Here is an 18669-nt window from a genome sequence, read left to right on the forward strand (position 1 = left end):
GGACCAAATACCCTGGTCGCGGGCCTTTACGTATGCTTGGTAAAGCCGCGGGAGGCCGTCACTCGTGCCAGGTGCGACGAGCCGCAGCCACCTGCGTGAGCACGTTACGGAGCATCCGGCCGGCCGGTGGCACGAGCGAGGGCTCGTACGTCCAGGCGTGCCCGACCCACGGGTCGGCGAGGTGATCGTCCGGCAGCGGAGTGAGTCGCAGCAGCGAACGCCACAACGGGTCCAGCAACGGACCGTAACCGGACGCGTCCTCGCGGTCGGCCACCATCATCAGGTGGACGCCGACGGACGGGCCCTCGTCCGCCAGGTAGCGCAGCTGTGTCACGGCACGGTCGTCGAAACCGTGCGGGAAGTCGTTGACGACCAGCAGCTGCTGGGAGGTGTCGAAGCCGGGCGGCAGGGAGTCGGCCGCGCCGCCGCGCACCGCCATCTGAACCAGGTCCACGCGCTGGGTGAGCCGGCCCAGGACCTCCGCCACCCCCGCGGCGCCGACGGCGGGCGGCGACGCGAGCACCCCGGTCTGCGCCAGCGGCGCGAGTGGCTGCGCCGCCGAACCGGCCGGGTCGATCACGTGCACGGTGAACTCGCCCGCCGGATGCACGGCGAGCAGCCGGGCCGCGAGCGCCACCGCCGTCTCCATCGCGAGGTGCCGCAGTTCGTGAGCGTCGGCGAACGGCCCGTCGAGCGATCCTGCCTGTCCGCTGTCGATCCACAGACCGCGCTCCAGCGGCAGCCTGACCAGCATCGGAATGCGCAAGTGCGGGGCCTCGGGCAGATGGAGGTCGCCGATGCGCAGGGCCATGGGCATCTCCATCGGCACGCGGTAGCCGTGCCAGACGGGGCTGTCCCAGCCGGCGTACGCCGGCGGCAGGGCGGGTTCGACGACCTCGGCCTCGGCGGTCAGCTGGACGAGGTCCCGGTCCAGGGCCTGTGCGGCCTGGTCGACGAGCTGAGCGTGCTTGGCGCGGGCCGCCTCACGCGCGGCGTCGCCCTGTCCGCCGATCCGGCTGCGCGGGTCGGAGAGGACCTGGTCGAGCTCCTTCTCCCTGCGGGAGTCGGCGAAGTCGACGGCACTGCGATAGGCAGCCGTGGTGCGGGCCAGGTCCTCGAACATGCCCCACACCTGGTTGTAGAGCCGCTCGTCCATGGACCAGCCGGTCGCGTCGCCCGCGACGGGCTGCGCGGGCTGCCCGGGCGGGGCCGGGGGCGCGGTCGGCGGAAGCGGCGGTGGAGCGGCGTTCTGCCGACGGGGATGGCTGTAGTTGATCGGCGCGGCTGCGGCAGGCGGGGCGTAGGGCGAGGTCACGGCCGCTGGATCGTTCGGCGCGGCGGAGGGGGCCATGTCCGAGGTCGGAACGGAGGGAGGACCGGCGACGGAGGGATCGGCAGGCGCGGAGGAGGGATTGCCGGTGGACGGATCGGCAGGCGCGGAGAAAGGACTACCGGTGGACGGATCGGCAGGCGCGGAGAAAGGACTACGGGCGGACGGATCAGCCGACGCGGCACCGCCCGGATACGCGGGCGGCGGCCCGGGCTGCCCCGGGGCGCCGGGGACCTGGGGGCCGTACGGGTGCTGCAGCCCGTCCTGGGGCACGGGCTGCGGCGATACGGGGCTGCTGGCGCCCTGGGGTGCGGTGCCGCCGCCGTGCTCCGGGCCGCGGGCCGCCGCCGACTGTCGGGCGCGGTCACCGTCCGCCGTACGCGGCGAGGGCGCCTGGACCGAGCGGGTCAGGCCCTGGGCCACCGCTTCGTTGATACCGGCCGCGAGTTGCCGGGCCTCGGGCAGGCCCTGGTCGGTGAGGAGCTCGGCGAGGCCGCCCGCGTACCCCTGGCCGACGGCACGCACCTTCCAGGCGCCGTGCCGACGGTAGAGCTCCAGGGCGACGACGGCCGACTCTACGGCCAGTCCGGTGATGGTGTAGGTGGCGACCTCGGTGCCGTCCAGGCCGGTGACTGCGACGAAGGGGGCCGCGACGGCACCGAAACGGACGGGGCCGCCGGCCCCGTCTGGCAGGGCGAGGAGCACGTTCACGCGGTGCACGACCTCCGGCATGGCCGCCAGGTCCACCGCGAGGTGGTGATCGGCGGCCGCCTGCCGGGAGACCTCGAGCCCGGGCAGGGCGGGGGCGCCCGGGTGGGCCACCCACTCGACACCGTGGATCTTGCCGTGCTCGTCGCCGAGCGTGGCGCCGGCCACGATCGGCGTGCCGGCCGAGACCCGGATCTCCAGACGGACCTGGGAGAGCGGGTGATTCTGCCCCCGCACCAGCTCGGCCGTCATCGCCTTCGTCCCCCTGTGTCGCCGTGTCGTGTCGTGCCGCTCGCCCGCCGTTTACAGAAGCGGCAGGATCGCCGGCATCAGGTCCTGGAAGGTGCGGCCGTTGGCCGGGGCGCCGAGGGCCGTCATCGACCATCCCGGGCCGGACCGGTGCACCTTGGCCATGACCTGAGCCGTGTAGGCGCCGCCGCCCGCCAGCGTGTAGCGGGCGAGTTCCTGGCCGTTGGTCTCGTCGACCAGACGGCAGAACGCGTTCTGCACTTCCTGGAAGGTCTGGCCCGTGAAGGAGTTCACGGTGAAGACGATCTGGTCGATGTGGACCGGGACGCGCTGCAGGTCGACGAGGACGGCCTCGTCGTCGCCGCCCTGGCCGACACCGCCGACGAGGTTGTCGCCGGTGTGGCGCACCGAGCCGTCGTCGCTGACCAGGTGGCGGAAGAAGACCACGTCGACCGGCTGCTTGTCCGCGAACAGGACAGCGGAGGCGTCGAGGTCGATCTCACGGGTGCGCGAGCCGAACAGGCCGCGCCGGGGGGCCGCCTGCCAGCCGAGACCCATGCGCACCGCGGTCAGGCTGCCCCCGTCGTTCTTCTGCAGACTGATGGCCTGACCCTTGGTCATGTTGACGGTCACGGCTTCTTCCCCTCTCGAGCTGTCCCCTGTTGCCGCGGAGTCCGCGGTTGCCCAGAACCCTACGCAGGGGCACTGACAGTGCCGAACCCCGGTCCGCACTTTGTGTCGGTCTTGCAACACAGTGCGCTACGCCGGGGTCCGGCGGAGCGAGAGCTCAGGCCAGGCCGGCCTCCCGCATCTGACGCAGTTCCTTCTTCATCTCGGACACCTCGTCGCGCAGCCGGGCCGCGATCTCGAACTGCAGGTCCGCGGCAGCGGCGCGCATACGCTCCGTAAGCTCCTCGATCTGCTCGGCGAGGTCGGCTGCAGGACGGTCGGTCGGCACCGTCTCCTTCTCCTTGCCCTTGGCGGACTTGCCGGCCTTCGCGCCCTTGGCCGTCTTGTCGCCGAGGGAGGGCACCGGGGCCTTGGTGCCCCGCCCGTCCTTCTTTGCGCGGTAGCCCGAGCCGAGCAGCTGCTCCGTGTCGACCTCCTCGCGGGAGATCTGGGCGACAATGTCGTTGATCTTCTTGCGGAGCGGCTGCGGGTCGATGCCGTTCGCCGTGTTGTAGGCGACCTGCTTCTCCCGGCGGCGGTTGGTCTCCTCGATGGCCCGCTCCATGCCCGGGGTGATCTTGTCGGCGTACATGTGGACCTGACCGGAGACGTTGCGCGCCGCGCGGCCGATGGTCTGGATCAGTGAGGTGCCGGAGCGCAGGAAGCCCTCCTTGTCGGCGTCGAGGATCGCCACCAGGGACACCTCGGGCAGGTCGAGGCCCTCCCGCAGGAGGTTGATGCCGACCAGGACGTCGAACTCGCCGGCGCGCAGCTCGCGCAGCAGTTCGACGCGGCGCAGGGTGTCGACGTCGCTGTGCAGATAACGCACCTGGATGCCGAGCTCCAGGAAGTAGTCCGTGAGGTCCTCGGCCATCTTCTTGGTGAGCGTGGTGACCAGGACGCGCTCGTCCTTCTCCACCCGGGTGCGGATCTCGTGCACCAGGTCGTCGATCTGGCCCTCGGTGGGCTTGACCACGACCTCCGGGTCGATCAGGCCGGTGGGGCGGATGATCTGCTCGACGACGCCGTCCCCGCGGGAGAGCTCGTACTTGCCGGGGGTCGCCGACAGGTAGACGGTCTGCCCGATGCGCTCCTGGAACTCCTCCCACTTCAGCGGGCGGTTGTCGAGGGCGGAGGGCAGCCGGAAGCCGTGGTCGACGAGAGTGCGCTTGCGGGAGGCGTCCCCCTCGTACATGGCGCCGATCTGCGGGACGGTGACATGGGACTCGTCGATGACGAGCAGGAAGTCGTCCGGGAAGTAGTCGAGCAGGGTGTTCGGCGGGGAGCCGGGCGAGCGGCCGTCGAAGTGCATCGAGTAGTTCTCCACACCGGAGCAGGAGCCGATCTGGCGGAGCATCTCGAGGTCGTACGTGGTACGCATCCGCAGGCGCTGGGCCTCCAGGAGCTTGCCCTGCTTCTCCAGCTCGGCGAGGCGCTCGCCCAGCTCCTTCTCGATGTCATTGGCAGCCCGTTCGAGGCGCTCGGGGCCCGCGACGTAGTGGGAGGCCGGGAAGACGTACAGCTGCTCGTCGTCGCTGATGATCTCGCCGGTGAGCGGGTGCAGGGTGGACAGCGCCTCGATCTCGTCGCCGAACATCTCGATGCGGACGGCGAGCTCCTCGTAGACCGGGAAGATCTCGATGGTGTCGCCGCGGACCCGGAAGGTGCCGCGGGTGAACGCCATGTCGTTGCGCGTGTACTGGATGTCCACGAAGCGGCGCAGCAGCTGGTCCCGGTCGATCTCGTCGCCCACCCTGAGCGGGACCATCCGGTCCACGTACTCCTGCGGGGTACCGAGGCCGTAGATGCAGGAGACCGAGGCGACCACGATCACGTCGCGGCGGGTGAGCAGCGAGTTGGTCGCGGAGTGGCGCAGCCGCTCGACCTCCTCGTTGATCGAGGAGTCCTTCTCGATGTAGGTGTCCGACTGCGGGACGTAGGCCTCGGGCTGGTAGTAGTCGTAGTACGAGACGAAATACTCGACCGCGTTGTTCGGCAGCAGCTCGCGGAATTCGTTCGCCAGCTGGGCGGCCAGGGTCTTGTTCGGCGCCATCACGAGTGTGGGGCGCTGGAGCTTCTCGATCATCCACGCGGTGGTGGCGGACTTGCCGGTGCCGGTCGCGCCCAGCAGGACGACGTCCTTCTCACCGGCTTCGATACGCTGGGCCAGCTCGGCGATGGCCGCCGGCTGGTCGCCGCTGGGCTGGTAGGGGCTGACGACCTCGAAGGGCGCCACCGTGCGTTCGATGCTGGAAACGGGCCGCATGGAGTCCACCGTACGACCCCCCACTGACAACGGGGCCGGATCAGCGGCCCTGCGGGGTGCGGGAGCGGCGTTGTGCCTCGTCCCGGCGGGACCGGAGCGGAGCGCGGCGGCCTGTGTGCTCCACGGCGGGATGGGCCGGGACACCGGGCTTGTGCTCGGCGGGGGCCCAGTCGGGCTTCCCCATGATCATCAGCGGATCGAACATCACGACGACGCCGGCGAGGCAGAGAAAGGCGAGCGGGCCGATCAGCATGGGCGCAAGCAGCGCCGCGGGCGAGTCGCCGGAGGTGGAACCGGGCGCAGCGTGGAGGTGGACGCTGAGGCCGGCCATCCCCATGTAGTGCATGCCGCTGACGGCGAGCCCCATCACGAGGCTCGCGCCCACGCTCCACATCAGCCCCCGGACCTGGCCGGCCGCCCACAGGGCGGCGGTGGCGGCGGCCATGGCGATGACGACGGAGGCGGCGACGGTGAACGTGTTGTACTCCAGCTTCCCGTTCAGACGCATGCCGGCCATTCCGAGGTAGTGCATCGAGGCTACGCCGAGGCCGGTGATCGTGCCCCCGGTGAACAGCGCCGTTCCGCTGGCGCCCTTGTAGCCGACGATGAAGATCCCGATACCCACCATGACGATGGCGACGCCGAGGCTGGCGTACGTCGTCGCTTTGTCGTAGTGGATCGGCGCCTCTTCGACCGAGAAGCCCATCATCGCAATGAAGTGCATGGTCCATATGCCGGAGCCGATCGCCGCCGAGCCGAGGGCAAGCCAGCCCGGGCGCCAGGAGTGGGCGACGAGCAGGGCTCTGGTGGTGCAGCGCAGGCCGAGGGCGCCACCGAGGCAGGCCATGAGGTAGGCCACCAACGGTGTGACGAGCCCGTAGCTGAATCCGTCGACCGTGCCTTGCATGCGCGGCTGCCCTTCCGCCCTGTTGCGTCCCGGAAATTCCTGAAATGCGCCCCCTCCCAGGACCGCACGAGCGGTCAGGGTTGAGGCAGAGAGTATGACTCCCACCGGAATGGTCGAACGATTTTCCGGCAAAGAAACACGCCTTTGCCGCAGATGTGCGGTACCAGTGAGCGGAATTGGGCAACTCCATTCAATCCATGTCCATCCTGCACACACACCGTCGTCTACTCTCTGCTGTCACAGTTGAGCTGTCCGTGATCGCTCGATGCGAGGAGTACGCATGTACGCGCGCGCAGTTGCCGCCATGACCACCGCGCTCCTGGCCACTGTGACCCTTCTGATCCCGGCCTCCGACGCCCGGGCCCACACCGGCTGGCGGCCTTCGGTCATCGCCCACCGGGGCGCTTCCGCCTACGCCCCCGAGAACACCCTGGCCGCCATCGACAAGGCCGCCCAGCTGGGCATCGGCTGGGTGGAGAACGACGTTCAGCGCACCAAGGACGGCGAGCTCGTGGTGATCCACGACGACAGCCTCCGGCGCACGACCAACGTGGAGAAGGTCTTCCCCGGCCGCTCACCCTGGAAGGTGAAGGACTTCACAGCCGCCCAGATCGCGCGCCTCGACGCGGGGAGCTGGTTCGGCCCCGCGTACACGGGCGCGCGCGTGCCGACGCTGAAGCAGTACATGCGCCGCGTCGAGCACAACCACCAGAACCTGCTCCTGGAGATCAAGAATCCGGAGTTGTACCCGGGCATCGAGCAGCAGACCCTCAAGCTCCTCGGCAATGAGGGCTGGCTCGACCGGCAGCACCTCGCCCGCCGGCTGATCGTGCAGAGCTTCAGTGCGGACAGCGTGCGCATCGTCCATGACCTGAAGCCCGGCGTCAGGACCGGGTTCCTCGGCAGCCCGTCCCTGGCGGACCTGCCCGCGTACGCGAAGTTCGCCGACCAGATCAACCCCTCGTACGGGTCCCTGTCCAGGACCTATGTGTCCGTGGTCCACGCGTTCACGGGGCCGCACGGCAAGCCGATGGCGGTCGCCGCCTGGACCGTCAACGACGCGGCGACCGCCCGGACGGTCGCCGCGTACGGCGTCGACGGCGTCATCACCAACAAGCCCGACGTCGTGCGGCGGGCCCTGTCCGGGTCCTGACGCCCGCCCCGTCCCGGGAGCCGGCGCCGGTGCCCGCCCCCCGGGGCGTTGTCAGTGGCGGGCCGTACGGTGGGTCGCATGAACAGCCATGGGCAGTACGAGCAGCAGGTCGTGTGGACCGTCCTCGCCACCGACATCGGTCCGCTGCTACTGGCCGCGACCGGCGAGGGCCTGGTCAACGTCGTGTTCCACGCCACGGACGCGGTGCGTGACAAGGCGCTCGACCGGCTCGCGGACCGGCTGGGCACCGAGCCCGTCGAGGCGCCCGGCTCCCCGCTGCTGGCCGAGGCGATACACCAGGTCGAGGCGTACTTCGCCGGTGAGCGGCGCGCCTTCGAGCTGCCGCTGGACTGGTCGCTGATCTCGGGCTTCAACCGGCAGGTGCTGCGGGAGCTGGCGTCCGGCGTTCCCTTCGGGGCGGTCGTCGGCTATGGCGATCTGGCGGGCCGGGTCGGTCAGCCGGGCGCGGCCCAGGCCGTGGGTGTGGCCATGGGTTCCAATCCACTGCCCGTGGTCGTGCCCTGCCACCGGGTCGTCGAGAGCGACGGCGGCATCGGCGGGTTCGGGGGCGGCCTGGAGACCAAGCGGAAGCTGCTCGCGCTGGAAGGGGTGCTGCCCGAGCCGCTCTTCTGAGGGCGCGGAAGCAGGATCAAGGACTGTCTCGCCGTTGAGACGTACGGAGGGGGAAGCGGGTCCGCTGGTGTCGTCCCCCACAGTCCGCAAGGGTTTGACCGGTCACGCCGCCCGCCAGAGATGAGGGAAGACCGCAAGACAGGAGGCAGGCGCGTGGTGCTGGTGGTGTCCGAAGAGGTACGGGAAGCAATCGACGCGCATCGGCCTGTGGTGGCCCTGGAGTCCACGATCATCGCCCACGGGCTGCCCCGCCCGCGCAACCTGCAGGTGGCGCTGGAGCTGGAGGCGGCCGTGCGGCAGGAAGGCGCCGTCCCGGCGACGATCGCCGTGCTCGACGGGCGGCCCTGTGTCGGTCTGGACAAGGAACAGTTGGAGCGGGTCGCGAACGAGGAGGGGATCCGCAAGCTGGGCCATCGTGACCTGCCGCTCGCGGTGGCCTCCGGAGCGAGCGGGGCGACGACGGTGTCGGCGACCGCGCTGCTGGCCGCGCTCGCGGGCGTACGGGTGTTCGCAACGGGTGGACTCGGCGGGGTCCACCGCGAATGGACGGTGACGCAGGACGAGTCGGCGGACCTGGGCCTGTTGGCGCGTACGCGGATCACGGTGGTGTGCGCGGGCGTGAAGTCCATCCTGGACGTGCCAGCGACACTGCAGCGACTGGAGACGCTGGGCGTAGCGGTAGCCGGGTACGGCACGAACCGCTTCCCCGGCTTCTACCTGTCCGACTCGGGCCATCCCGTGGACTGGACGCTCGAGACTCCGCGACAGGTGGCGGACGTCATGCGAGCACAGGACACGGTCGGCGGGCCGGAGTCAGCGCTGATCGTCGCCAATCCCGTCCCCGAGGAAGAGCAGCTGGATCCCGAGCTGCACGCGCGCGTGCTCGCCGACGCGCTGCACGCGTGCGAGGAGGAGGGTGTCACCGGACAGGCGGTCACGCCGTTCCTGCTCGACTACCTCGTGCGCCACACGGACGGTGCCTCGCTGAGCGCCAATCTGGCAGCCGTACGCGGCAACGTACGGCTGGCGGGCCGGATCGCGGCGGCGTGGGCCGGGGGGTGACCGCCCGACGGGACGGCGCGCTGCTGGTCGTCGGGGACGTGGTGACGGACGTCGTGGCCCGGCATCGGGGTCCGCTCGCCTCCGGTACCGACACGGCCGCCTCGATCCGGACCCTGCCCGGTGGCGCGGGCGCCAACGTGGCGTGCTGGGCTGCTCATTGGGGTTGTCCGGATGTACGGCTGCTCGGTCGGGTGGGTGCGGACGCGGCCGCGTGGCACGAGCGGGAGCTGACCTGCCACGGGGTCCGCCCCCGGCTCGTCGTGGACCCACAGGCACCGACCGGGACGGTGATCTGCCTGGTCGACACGGGCGCCGCGGCCGAGCGGACGTTCCTCACCGACAGCGGCGCGTGTCTGCGGCTCGACCCGGGTGACTGGTCGGAGGGGCTGCTCGACGGGGTCACATGGCTGCACCTGTCGGGTTACCTGCTGTTCTCGGAACCGAGCCGGGCACTGGTCGCGGTGGCGCTGGAGTCAGCACGCGCGCGTGGAGTGCCGGTGAGCCTGGACCCCGCCTCGGCCGGCTTCCTCGTGGAACTGGGTGTCGACCGTTTCCTGGACCTCGTCGCCGGGGTGGAGGTCCTGCTGCCGAGCCGGGACGAGGCGCGCCTGCTCACGGGGCTGCCCGATGCGGCGGACGCGGCGGCCAAGCTGAGCCGCCACGTCCCGCTGGTGGTCACCAAACAGGGCGCCGACGGTGCGTTGGTGGCCCGGTCCGGCACGGTGCGGGCCCGGGTACCCGCCGCGCCGGCGACCCCCCAGGACACCACGGGGGCCGGCGACGCCTTCACGGGCGCGTTCCTCGCGTCCCTGCTCGCCGGCGCCGAGCCCGAGGAAGCGACGACGGAAGGGTGCCGCGCGGGGGCGCAGGCGGTCGAACGGATAGGCGGGAGACCACCTGGCTCCGGATAAGGGCAACGGACCACAGGGCGGGAAGTGCGGGCCCAGGCCGCATCAGAGCCGTCGACCGCCCCCGCGCGACAAGGCCCGCCCCTGCTCTCCCGCGCAGAGCCCGAGGACGCGGCGACGGAGCGTAGAGGGCCGCGCGAGGAGGCACAGACGGTCCAACGAACGGGCAGGAGGCCACCTGGCTCCGAGCGAGGGCAACGGACCACAGGGCGGGAAGCTCGGGCCCAGGCCACATCGCTGTCGTCGGCCACCCCTGTGAGAGGACGCCCGGCCTCCTACGCCTTGCGCCCCCACGCCGAGATCATCGGGGCGGTGGCCAGGTCCATGCCGCCGGCGGCCACGTTCGCCAGATGGCGGTCGATGTCCTCGTCCGTGGCCAGGCCGGCGGTGACGAGCCGGTCGCGGATCTGACGGACCGTGGCGGACTCCAGGGCGGTGCAGGCGGGTGAGGCGACCGGGAAGTACGCGTCGGCCTCGACCTGGCGCAGCCCTGCCTCGCGAAGCAGCCGCGGGAGCTTGCGCCCGTACGCGAGGTCGGCGCCGCGGTCGGCGAGGAGTTTACGGAAGCCGTGCCGCAGCCGGTTCGCCAACTGCTGCTCGGGGCCGTACTCCTCGGGGCACAGGAGGGGCTGCAGAGCGGGGTCGGCGTCCTCGATCAGGAGCCGTCCGCCGGGGCGCAGGGCCTTGACCATCGACCGCAACGCCTGCTCCCGGTCCGGCACATGGACGAGGACGAGCCGGGCGTGCACCAGGTCGAAGCCCTCCCCCGGCGGCTCCTGCGCACCCACGTCGTGGACGCGCACCTCGACCGGCGTACGGGCCACCTCGGCCAGCTGCGAGGTGTCGATGTCGGTCGCGACGACCTTGCCGGTCGACCCGACCTTCTCGGCCAGCCAGGACACCACGGAGGTGCCGCCGGCGCCGACTTCCCAGCACCGCCAGCCGGGCCCGACACCGAGTCCCTCCAGGTGCCGGAACGTCGTGGGGTCGAAGAGGGCTGTGAAGGCGTCGAAACGCTCTGCCGCCTCGGTCTGCTGATTGTCGAGGAGATACCCATCGTCTCGCGTCATGCCCCGATCATCCCAGTTGCCCCGCTTGCCCCGGGCGGCCGGCCCTCCGGTACGACGAGCTGTCCGCCGTCGGCACCCCCTGCGCCCGCGGTCGGGAACCAGTCCCTGCACAGCCGGGGGCCGGTTCGTCCACAGCCGGGAACGAAGCGGAATCCTCCATTTCCACAGGCTTACCCACCGCTCACGCAGGCCTGGCAAACTGGCACGCCAGGGCGCAGGAATGCGGCGCAAGGAGATCCACGCAAGGAGATCCAGATGTCCATGGCAGGGAATTTGCGGAAGGTCACCGGCCTCGACAGGGTCGGCGGCCTCCGCAAGGTGGCACGGCTGGCCCGGCGGCGTCCGCGCGTCGACCTGAGTCATCCCGCGCGGTCCCCGCTGGGCTCCTCCGTGGTGAACTGTGTGACGTACCGCGACGGCGTCCGGGCCCCGGGCGGGCGCGATCTGGTCGACGCCGTGGAGTGGGTGCGCAAAAGCGGCGACGGTTTCGTCTGGCTCGGCCTCCACGAGCCCACCGACCAGGAGTTCGCGGGCATCGCCGAGCTGTTCGACCTGCATCCGCTGGCCGTCGAGGACGCGATCGAGGCCCATCAGCGCCCGAAGGTCGAGCGGTACGGCGAGACGTTGTTCGCGGTGTTCAAAACGGTCTGCTACGTCGAACACGAGGAACTCACCGCGACCAGCGAGGTGGTGAACACCGGCGAGCTCATGGTGTTCGTCGGCCGCGACTTCGTGATCTCGGTGCGGCACGGACGGCACGGCTCACTGGGTCCGTTGCGCGAGGAGTTGGAGAGCGACCCCGACCAGCTCGCCAAGGGGCCGTCCGCGGTGCTGCACGCGATCGCGGACCACGTGGTCGACGACTACCTCAACGTCACCGACTCGGTGCAGTCGGACATCGACCAGGTCGAGACGGACGTGTTCGCAGCGGACGGCGCGCGGGCCGACCCGGGCCGTATCTACCAACTCAAGCGGGAACTCCTCGAGCTGAAGCGGGCGGTGGTCCCGCTCGCGCGACCGCTCCTGGACCTCTCCGACCGACCGATGCGGGTGGTCGACCCGGAGATACAGGCCTACTTCCGCGATGTCTCCGATCATCTGCTGCGGGCCACGGAGCAGATCGCCGCATTCGATGAACTGCTCAACTCGATTCTGCAGGCGCACCTCGCTCAGGTCACGGTCGCGCAGAACGAGGACATGCGGAAGATCACGGCGTGGGCTGCGGTGATCGCCGTACCGACGATGGTCTGCGGGGTGTACGGGATGAACTTCGATCACATGCCCGAGCTGCACTGGCAGTTCGGCTACCCACTCGTCATCGGCGTGATAGCCGTCGCCTGTCTGGTGCTGCACCGCGGCTTCCGACGCAACGGCTGGCTCTGACAAGCAGCTCCGGGCGAGGCGGCGTTCAGACCGAGAAGCCCACGACCTTCCGCGGGACGACACGGATGATCACGCGGACCTCGTCGTCCTTCTCGGCGGGCGGATCGATGCCGAGGTACTTGTACGACAGCTCGTACGGGAGCCGCTTGCACCCGTCCGACACGATCTCGGCAGTGCCACATTCAAAAGGGCTTTCGCGGATCTCCGCTCAGTCGGTTCAGCCGCCCCACGCCGGGTGACGCGGATCGTCGGCACGCACCAGGACGTCGGCCGTGCCGGCAGGGTCGGTCTCCTGCTCGTACTGCTCGAAGGCGGGGAGCGTCCAGTGGTCGGCCTCGGGGGTGCGGCGGCGCAGGGCGGGCGGCGAGAGGAGGACGTGGACGGTCAGGTCGAAAGGGAACCAGTGACGCAGCAGGAGGGGGCCGTGCAGCAACAGGATGCCGTCGGGCGGGAGTTGTACGTAGGGGCTGCGGGTGGCGCGGTCGGTGACCGGGTCCCAGAGGTCGGGCAGGATCCGGCCGTCGCCGCCCGGTTCGAGAGGGCCGAACACCTCTCGCCACAGGGCGCCGGTGTCGAACCAGCCGTTGTAGTAGGCCTCCACATCGTGATGGCCGTATTCCAGTCGAAGCGAGGCGGGGCGCAGGAAGCCCTCCGTGCCGACGACGAGCGAGGGGCGGCCGCGTATGCGCAGGGCCTCGGCGACACGCTCGGCGAGATCTCCGGGGCGGGCAGCCGGGGCACCGTCGAAGGCGATCCGCGGCCAGGGGCTGCCGTCGCCCGGCTTCAGGTCGAGCAGCCGCTCGGCGAGGAGGTCGCCGAGCCGTTCCCAGGTGATCGCTTCGAGTCGCACACGGCCATGATGCCCCGCCGCCCCCGGGCGGCGGCGGCCACAAGCCACACGCACGCCCACACCACCAGCAGCACCAGCAGCACCAGCAGCACCAGCAAGGACCCGGTAAGGGAACCCCTGCTCTTTCGCGATCAGGCGGAGCGCTCGTTGGCGCGCAGGGTCTCGCTGAGGACCTTGGGTGTGACGGCTGGAAGCGGTACGCGGAGCTCGGTGAGACGGTGCGGGCCGCGGGTTTCGGTGGTCGCAGATGGCGGCACGACCGACGCGCCCGGGACGGCGTAGAGCGGGCTCACCAGCGGGAAGGAAACCGGTATGGCGTTCCTCGCACCTCCCCTGCCCCGTACCGGACTTCTCGTCGTCCAGCCTGTCCGGCGGAAGCAGTGCGCCGGGTGTCGTCGCGGGCCGCTGCCGATGCTCGTCCTCGAGGACGGTGCGCCGCGCTGCCTCGACTGCGCCGACCTCGGCCATCTGGTCTTCCTGCCGCGCGGCGACACGGCACTGACCCGCAGGTCCCGCGAGGAGAGCGCACTGTCGGCGGTGGTCGTGCGGTTCAACAGGCGCAAGGCCCGCTACGAGCGCCAGGGCGTCCTGGTCGAGGAGGCGGCGCTGGCCCGGGCCGAGGAGCGCTGTCTGGCGGACGCGGAGGCGCGGCGGCGGCGCCGGGTGCGGGACGCCCGGCGGCGGGCGGCCGAGGACGTGGCGTTCACGGACGCGTTCGCGGCGGAGATACGGCGGCTGTTCCCCGGCTGCCCGGCAGGCCGGGCGCGGGCGATCGCGGCGCACGCCTCGGTACGCGGCAGTGGGCGGGTGGGGCGCAGTGCGGCCGGGCGGGCGCTCTCCGATGGGGCGGTGGTCTCGGCGGTCGTGGCCTCCGTACGACACCTGGACACGCCGTACGACCAACTGCTGATGGGCGGTGTGCCGCGGCACAAGGCGCGGCGGCGGATCGCGGCGGACGTGGAGTCGGCGCTGGAGGCGTGGCGAGGAGGCGGGCCCGACTCCGCCGGGTGAGGGACAAGCGAGCCGGACGGACTGGGACGGGCGGGCTGGGACGGGCGGGCTGGATGCTCACGCATGCCTCCACGTTTTCCTCGACCCTGGTCACTGTTCACGTACGCGATTTCACTTGTGGTGACGGAAGGTACCGGGCAAGATCTCGGCTCGACGGGCGGGAGCTGACGTAGACATGATCGATGGTCCGTATGTGGTGCTGGCGGCGCTGGGTGTCCTCGGCGCGGGGCTGATGGCCGGGGTCTTCTGTGCCTTCTCGGTGCTGGTCATGCGAGCGCTGAAGGCGCTTCCGCCGGCCCAGGGGGTCGCCGCCATGAACGCGATCAACTCCTCCGCCATGACGCCCGCGTTCATGCTTGTGTTCCTCGGGGTGGCCGCGCTGTGTGCGGTGATCGCCGTGGTGACGTTCGTACTGTGGCCGGACGACGGGACGGTCGAGCTGCTGCTGGGCAGCGCGCTGTACCTGGCTGGTTCCTTCGGGGTGACGGTGGTCGCGAACGTGCCGCGCAACGAGCAGCTGATGAAGCTGGAGGCGGGCACTCCGGAGGCCGCCGCCTACTGGCCGGTGTACGTGCGCGAGTGGACGATGTGGAACCACGTCCGCACGGTCGCCTCGGCCGCCGCCGCGGTCGTGTACCTGCTGGCGCTCGCCTGAGGAGGCACTGGTCCGCGTGACCGCCGGGTGGAGAAAGCGCCGGTGGAGAAAGCGCTGTCGGCCGCTCTGCGTGTGTGGTCGAGGAGACGTATCGTGGCCGCAAGAGTGCCGCCCGAATGACGCACGGCCCGTCGCACGCGCAAGCAAGGAAGACGGCCATGGCCGATCCCAAGGGTTTCATGACCACGCCGCGCCAGGACTGGCCCCGACGGCCCGTCGAGGAGCGGGTCCGGGACTGGGACGAGGTGTACGTCCCCGGGGCACTGCTGCCCATCATCAGCAAGCAGGCCGACCGCTGCATGGACTGCGGCATACCGTTCTGCCACGACGCTTGCCCGCTCGGCAACCTGATCCCCGAGTGGAACGACCTGGTCTCCCGCGAGGACTGGCGGGCGGCGAGCGACCGGCTGCACGCCACGAACAACTTCCCCGAGTTCACCGGCCGGTTGTGCCCGGCGCCCTGCGAGGCGGGGTGCGTGCTCGCGATCAATCAGCCGGCCGTCACCATCAAGAACGTCGAGTGTGCGATCGCCGACCGGTCCTGGGAGGAGGGGTTCGTGCCGCCCCGGCCGCCGGACCGGCTGTCCGGACGGACGGTCGCGGTGATCGGCTCGGGCCCCACCGGGCTCGCCGCGGCCCAGCAGCTGACCCGGGCCGGACACACCGTCGCCGTGTACGAGAAGGACGACCGGCTCGGCGGACTGATGCGGTATGGCATCCCCGCGTTCAAGATGGAGAAGCATCATCTGGAGCGGCGGCTGGAGCAGATGCGGGCCGAGGGGACCAAGTTCCGTACGTCGACGGTGGTCGGTCGGGACGTCGGGGCCGCCGAGTTGCGGGCACGGTACGACGCCGTGGTGATCGCCACGGGAGCCACCGCTTGGCGGGAACTGACCGTTCCGGGCCGCGAGTTGACCGGCATCCACCAGGCGATGGAGTACCTGCCGCTGGCCAACCGGGTGTGCGAGGGGGATCTGAAGGCGTCCCCGATGTCCGCCGCGGGCAAGCACGTCGTGATCGTCGGCGGCGGCGACACCGGAGCGGACTGTCTGGGGACCGCGGTGCGTGACGGAGCCGCGTCGGTCACGCAGTTGGACATCTACGCGCAGCCGGGCGCCGAGCGCGACGAGGACGCCGAGCCCTGGCCGACCTACCCGAAGGTCTACCGGCTGTCGGCCGCGCACGAGGAGGCCCGCGATCTGGAGACGGCGCCGGCGGCGGACGCGGACGCGCGGCTGTTCGCGGCGTCCACGCTCCGCTTCACCGGCGACGGGGACGGGCATGTGCGGTCGCTGCATCTGGTCGAGGTGGACGCGGCGCGGCGGCCGGTGACCGATTCCGGACGGACGCTCCCCGCCGACTTCGTGCTGCTCGCCCTCGGCTTCTCCGGACCCGCCCGGGAGGACGGGCTCATCGACCAGCTCGGGCTGGAACTCGAGCCGCGCGGCACGATCACCCGGGACGGCGACTTCGCGACGAACGTCCCCGGGGTGTTCGCCGCCGGAGACGCGGCACGTGGACAGTCGCTCATCGTGTGGGCGATCGCGGAGGGGCGGTCTGTGGCCGCGGCCGTCGACCGTTATCTGACAGGGAGTTCCCGGCTCCCGGCGCCGATCGGGCCGTACGACCGGCCCATGGCCGTATGACTGCCCCACGCAACTAGCGTCGCTCGTCCGTGCCCGCGACCTTCGCCGTCGACAGCGCCACCCGGTTCCACGTGTTGATCGTGAAGATCAGGGCCAGAAGGTGCGCCAGCTCCTGCTCGTCGAAGTGGGCGGCGGCCTGGGCGTAGACGTCGTCCGGGACGCCGGCGTCGGACACCAGGGTCACCGCCTCCGTCAGGGCGAGGGCCGCCTGTTCCTTCTCGGTGAAGAAGTGGCGGGCCTCTCGCCAGACGGCGACCATGTGCAGCCGGTCCTCGCTCTCACCGGCCTTGCGGGCGTCGTTGGTGTGCATGTGAAGGCAGTACGCGCAGTGGTTGAGGTGCGAGGCGCGGATCTGGACGAGTTCGACGAGGGCCGGGTCGAGGCCGTCACGCGCCGCTGCGTCGAAGCCGATGAGGGCACGGAAGACCTTCGGGGCGGCCTTCGCGAAGTTGAGGCGGTTCATCGTGTCCGTCGTCGTGTTCGCGGTCATGTTCGCGGTCATGTTCGCGTTCGTGTTCGCGTTCGTGTTCGCGTTCGTGTTCGCGTTCGTGTTCGTCGTCATGTCCATCAACCTACGGTCCAGAAAGACCCCTTGTAGGGTGCATTTCCATGGTGGAATCGTGGGTCAATTCAGCGGAGCGGATCGGCAGCGACCTGCATCTGGAGCTGTCGCTGTCCGAGCCGGGCGGCCGCCGGGCCACCCTCATCCGGGCGCTGCGCGACGCCGTGCGCAGTGGCCGACTGGCTCCCGGCACCAGGCTGCCGCCGTACCGCTCGCTCGCCGCGGACCTCGGCGTCGCACGCAACACGGTGGCGGACGCGTACGCGGAGCTCGTCGCGGAGGGCTGGCTGACCGCCCGCCAGGGCTCGGGTACACGGGTCGCCGAACGAGCCGAACCCCTGCGACACGCCGTGCGCGTGCCCAAAAAGGCACCTCCACGCGCGCGTGGCCCACGGCACGATCTGCGGCAGGGCACCCCGGACGCGTCGTCCTTCCCGCGCGCGGCGTGGCTCACCTCCTACCGGCGGGCCCTCCAGCAGGCGCCCAACGAGGTGTTCGGGCCCGGCGATCCGGCCGGCCGCGTCGAACTGCGGGAGGCCCTCACCGAGTACCTGGCACGCGCGCGTGGCGTACGCACGGAGCCGGGCCGGATCGTGATCTGCTCCGGCTTCGCACACGCCCTGCGACTGCTGTTCGGCCAGGGCGCAGGAGGTGTGCTGCGCGGCCCGCTGGCCGTCGAGGCGTACGGGCTGGGCTTCCACCGGGAACTGCTCGCCGTGGCGGGGGTGCGGACCGTACCCCTACCCCTGGACGAACACGGGGCGCTTGTCGACGGGTTGCGGCGCGAGCGGGCCGCGCTGCTCACGCCCGCGCACCAGTTCCCGACCGGCGGTCCGCTGCACGCCGCGCGCCGGGCCGCGGTGATCGACTGGGCACGTGCGCGTGACGGGGTGGTCATCGAGGACGACTACGACGGGGAATTCCGTTACGACCGCAAGCCCGTCGGTGCCGTCCAGGGCCTCGACCCCGAGCGGGTGATCCACATCGGCTCGGTCAGCAAGAGCCTGTCGCCGGCACTGCGGCTGGGGTGGATGGCCCTGCCGGAGCGGTACGTCGGCGACGTACTGGCCGCCAAGGGCGAGCGCGAGGCGTGGGCGAGCGTGCTGGACCAGCTGAGCCTCGCCGATTTCATCGTCTCGGGGGCGTACGACCGTCATGTGCGGCATATGCGGCAGCGTTACCGGAGCCGCCGCAACCGGCTCGTCGAGACGCTCGCCGCGCAGGCCCCGCACGTCGAGGTCACCGGAGTCGCGGCCGGTCTGCACGCGGTGCTCCGGCTGCCGCCGGGCACCGAGCGGTCCACGGTCAAGGCGGCGGTCTGGCAGGGCGTGGCGCTGGACGGTCTCGCCGCGTTCCGGCACCCGGCGACGGACATGGCGGCGCGGGACGGGCTGGTGGTGGGGTACGCGACACCCTCGGACCACGCGTACGGGGCGGCACTCGACGCGCTGTGCGGGGTGCTGCCGCCGCTGTGAAGCCTGAAGGCCGAAGCCCTGGAGGGGCTGGGAGGCCCTGGAAGCCCCGGAGGGCTGCCGGGAACGCGGTATCGGCGGGGGGCTGCCGTACGGGAAAACGACGGCAGCATGGGTCGTGAGCCGCCCGTCGGA

General features: G+C 71.0%; 18 protein-coding genes. 9 read left to right on the top strand and 9 right to left on the bottom strand.

The annotated features are described in order from the left end of the window. Window positions 1-58: 58 nt before the first annotated feature. From ABT114_RS14540 to ABT114_RS14555, 4 genes are all read right to left on the bottom strand, one after another. Window positions 59-2290 (bottom strand): TerD family protein, encoded by a 2232-nt coding sequence (locus ABT114_RS14540; RefSeq protein WP_351142285.1) that lies wholly within the window; start codon window positions 2288-2290, stop codon window positions 59-61. A gap of 51 nt (window positions 2291-2341) precedes the next feature. Further along, window positions 2342-2920, bottom strand: a complete 579-nt coding sequence (locus ABT114_RS14545) for a TerD family protein (RefSeq protein ID WP_351142287.1) — start codon at window positions 2918-2920, stop codon at window positions 2342-2344. A gap of 154 nt (window positions 2921-3074) precedes the next feature. Beyond that, window positions 3075-5222, bottom strand: a complete 2148-nt coding sequence (gene uvrB / locus ABT114_RS14550) for an excinuclease ABC subunit UvrB (RefSeq protein WP_351142289.1) — start codon at window positions 5220-5222, stop codon at window positions 3075-3077. A gap of 40 nt (window positions 5223-5262) precedes the next feature. Beyond that, on the bottom strand, window positions 5263-6129 hold the full coding sequence (locus ABT114_RS14555) for an MHYT domain-containing protein (RefSeq protein WP_351142291.1): 867 nt from the start codon (window positions 6127-6129) through the stop codon (window positions 5263-5265). Between the two features lie 280 nt (window positions 6130-6409). Here ABT114_RS14555 and ABT114_RS14560 point away from each other — a divergent pair, with 280 nt between their 5' ends. The 4 genes from ABT114_RS14560 (at window position 6410) to ABT114_RS14575 (ending at window position 9888) form a co-directional block, all read left to right on the top strand. Beyond that, window positions 6410-7282, top strand: a complete 873-nt coding sequence (locus tag ABT114_RS14560; protein WP_351142293.1) for a glycerophosphodiester phosphodiesterase — start codon at window positions 6410-6412, stop codon at window positions 7280-7282. Between the two features lie 78 nt (window positions 7283-7360). After that, entirely contained in the window at window positions 7361-7915 is a 555-nt protein-coding gene (locus ABT114_RS14565; RefSeq protein WP_351142295.1) for a methylated-DNA--[protein]-cysteine S-methyltransferase, read from the top strand. Window positions 7916-8068: 153 nt separating this feature from the next. Continuing rightward, the gene (locus ABT114_RS14570) at window positions 8069-8977 is read left to right on the top strand and encodes a pseudouridine-5'-phosphate glycosidase (RefSeq protein WP_351142297.1); all 909 of its coding nucleotides are present in this window, start codon (window positions 8069-8071) and stop codon (window positions 8975-8977) included. Beyond that, window positions 8974-9888: a carbohydrate kinase family protein gene (locus ABT114_RS14575; RefSeq protein ID WP_351142299.1), complete on the top strand. Its 915-nt coding sequence runs from the start codon at window positions 8974-8976 to the stop codon at window positions 9886-9888. The genes ABT114_RS14570 and ABT114_RS14575 overlap by 4 nt, the downstream gene beginning before the upstream one ends. A 272-nt stretch (window positions 9889-10160) precedes the next feature. On the opposite strand, the gene ABT114_RS14580 is transcribed toward ABT114_RS14575, so the two are convergent. Beyond that, on the bottom strand, window positions 10161-10955 hold the full coding sequence (locus ABT114_RS14580) for a methyltransferase (RefSeq protein WP_351142301.1): 795 nt from the start codon (window positions 10953-10955) through the stop codon (window positions 10161-10163). A 255-nt stretch (window positions 10956-11210) separates the two neighbouring features. Between ABT114_RS14580 and ABT114_RS14585 the strand changes: the two genes are divergently transcribed. Next, window positions 11211-12338 carry a magnesium and cobalt transport protein CorA gene (locus ABT114_RS14585; protein ID WP_351142303.1) on the top strand — a complete coding sequence of 376 codons (1128 nt, stop codon included), beginning with the start codon at window positions 11211-11213 and terminating at the stop codon, window positions 12336-12338. Between the two features lie 25 nt (window positions 12339-12363). On the opposite strand, the gene ABT114_RS14590 is transcribed toward ABT114_RS14585, so the two are convergent. The 3 genes from ABT114_RS14590 to ABT114_RS14600 form a co-directional block, all read right to left on the bottom strand. Next, window positions 12364-12501: a pyridoxamine 5'-phosphate oxidase family protein gene (locus ABT114_RS14590; RefSeq protein ID WP_351142305.1), complete on the bottom strand. Its 138-nt coding sequence runs from the start codon at window positions 12499-12501 to the stop codon at window positions 12364-12366. A 54-nt stretch (window positions 12502-12555) separates the two neighbouring features. Further along, entirely contained in the window at window positions 12556-13188 is a 633-nt protein-coding gene (locus tag ABT114_RS14595) for a nucleoside/nucleotide kinase family protein (protein WP_351142307.1), read from the bottom strand. A 131-nt stretch (window positions 13189-13319) separates the two neighbouring features. After that, on the bottom strand, window positions 13320-13481 hold the full coding sequence (locus tag ABT114_RS14600) for a hypothetical protein (protein WP_351142308.1): 162 nt from the start codon (window positions 13479-13481) through the stop codon (window positions 13320-13322). 19 nt (window positions 13482-13500) lie between these two features. Between ABT114_RS14600 and ABT114_RS14605 the strand changes: the two genes are divergently transcribed. The 3 genes from ABT114_RS14605 to ABT114_RS14615 all read left to right on the top strand — a co-directional run bounded on the left by ABT114_RS14605 (window position 13501) and on the right by ABT114_RS14615 (window position 16500). After that, window positions 13501-14199: a DUF2293 domain-containing protein gene (locus ABT114_RS14605; RefSeq protein ID WP_351142310.1), complete on the top strand. Its 699-nt coding sequence runs from the start codon at window positions 13501-13503 to the stop codon at window positions 14197-14199. Between the two features lie 175 nt (window positions 14200-14374). Continuing rightward, window positions 14375-14854: an anthrone oxygenase family protein gene (locus ABT114_RS14610; RefSeq protein ID WP_351142312.1), complete on the top strand. Its 480-nt coding sequence runs from the start codon at window positions 14375-14377 to the stop codon at window positions 14852-14854. A 158-nt stretch (window positions 14855-15012) separates the two neighbouring features. After that, window positions 15013-16500 carry a glutamate synthase subunit beta gene (locus ABT114_RS14615; RefSeq protein ID WP_351142314.1) on the top strand — a complete coding sequence of 496 codons (1488 nt, stop codon included), beginning with the start codon at window positions 15013-15015 and terminating at the stop codon, window positions 16498-16500. A 13-nt stretch (window positions 16501-16513) separates the two neighbouring features. Here ABT114_RS14615 and ABT114_RS14620 read toward each other — a convergent pair whose 3' ends face one another. Continuing rightward, window positions 16514-17002 carry a carboxymuconolactone decarboxylase family protein gene (locus tag ABT114_RS14620; protein ID WP_351142998.1) on the bottom strand — a complete coding sequence of 163 codons (489 nt, stop codon included), beginning with the start codon at window positions 17000-17002 and terminating at the stop codon, window positions 16514-16516. Between the two features lie 107 nt (window positions 17003-17109). Here ABT114_RS14620 and pdxR point away from each other — a divergent pair, with 107 nt between their 5' ends. Next, window positions 17110-18537: a MocR-like pyridoxine biosynthesis transcription factor PdxR gene (pdxR, locus tag ABT114_RS14625; protein WP_351142316.1), complete on the top strand. Its 1428-nt coding sequence runs from the start codon at window positions 17110-17112 to the stop codon at window positions 18535-18537. Window positions 18538-18669 lie beyond the last annotated feature (132 nt).

Source organism: Streptomyces sp. NPDC002088 (genome assembly GCF_040296605.1).
Classification (GTDB): Bacteria; Actinomycetota; Actinomycetes; order Streptomycetales; family Streptomycetaceae; genus Streptomyces.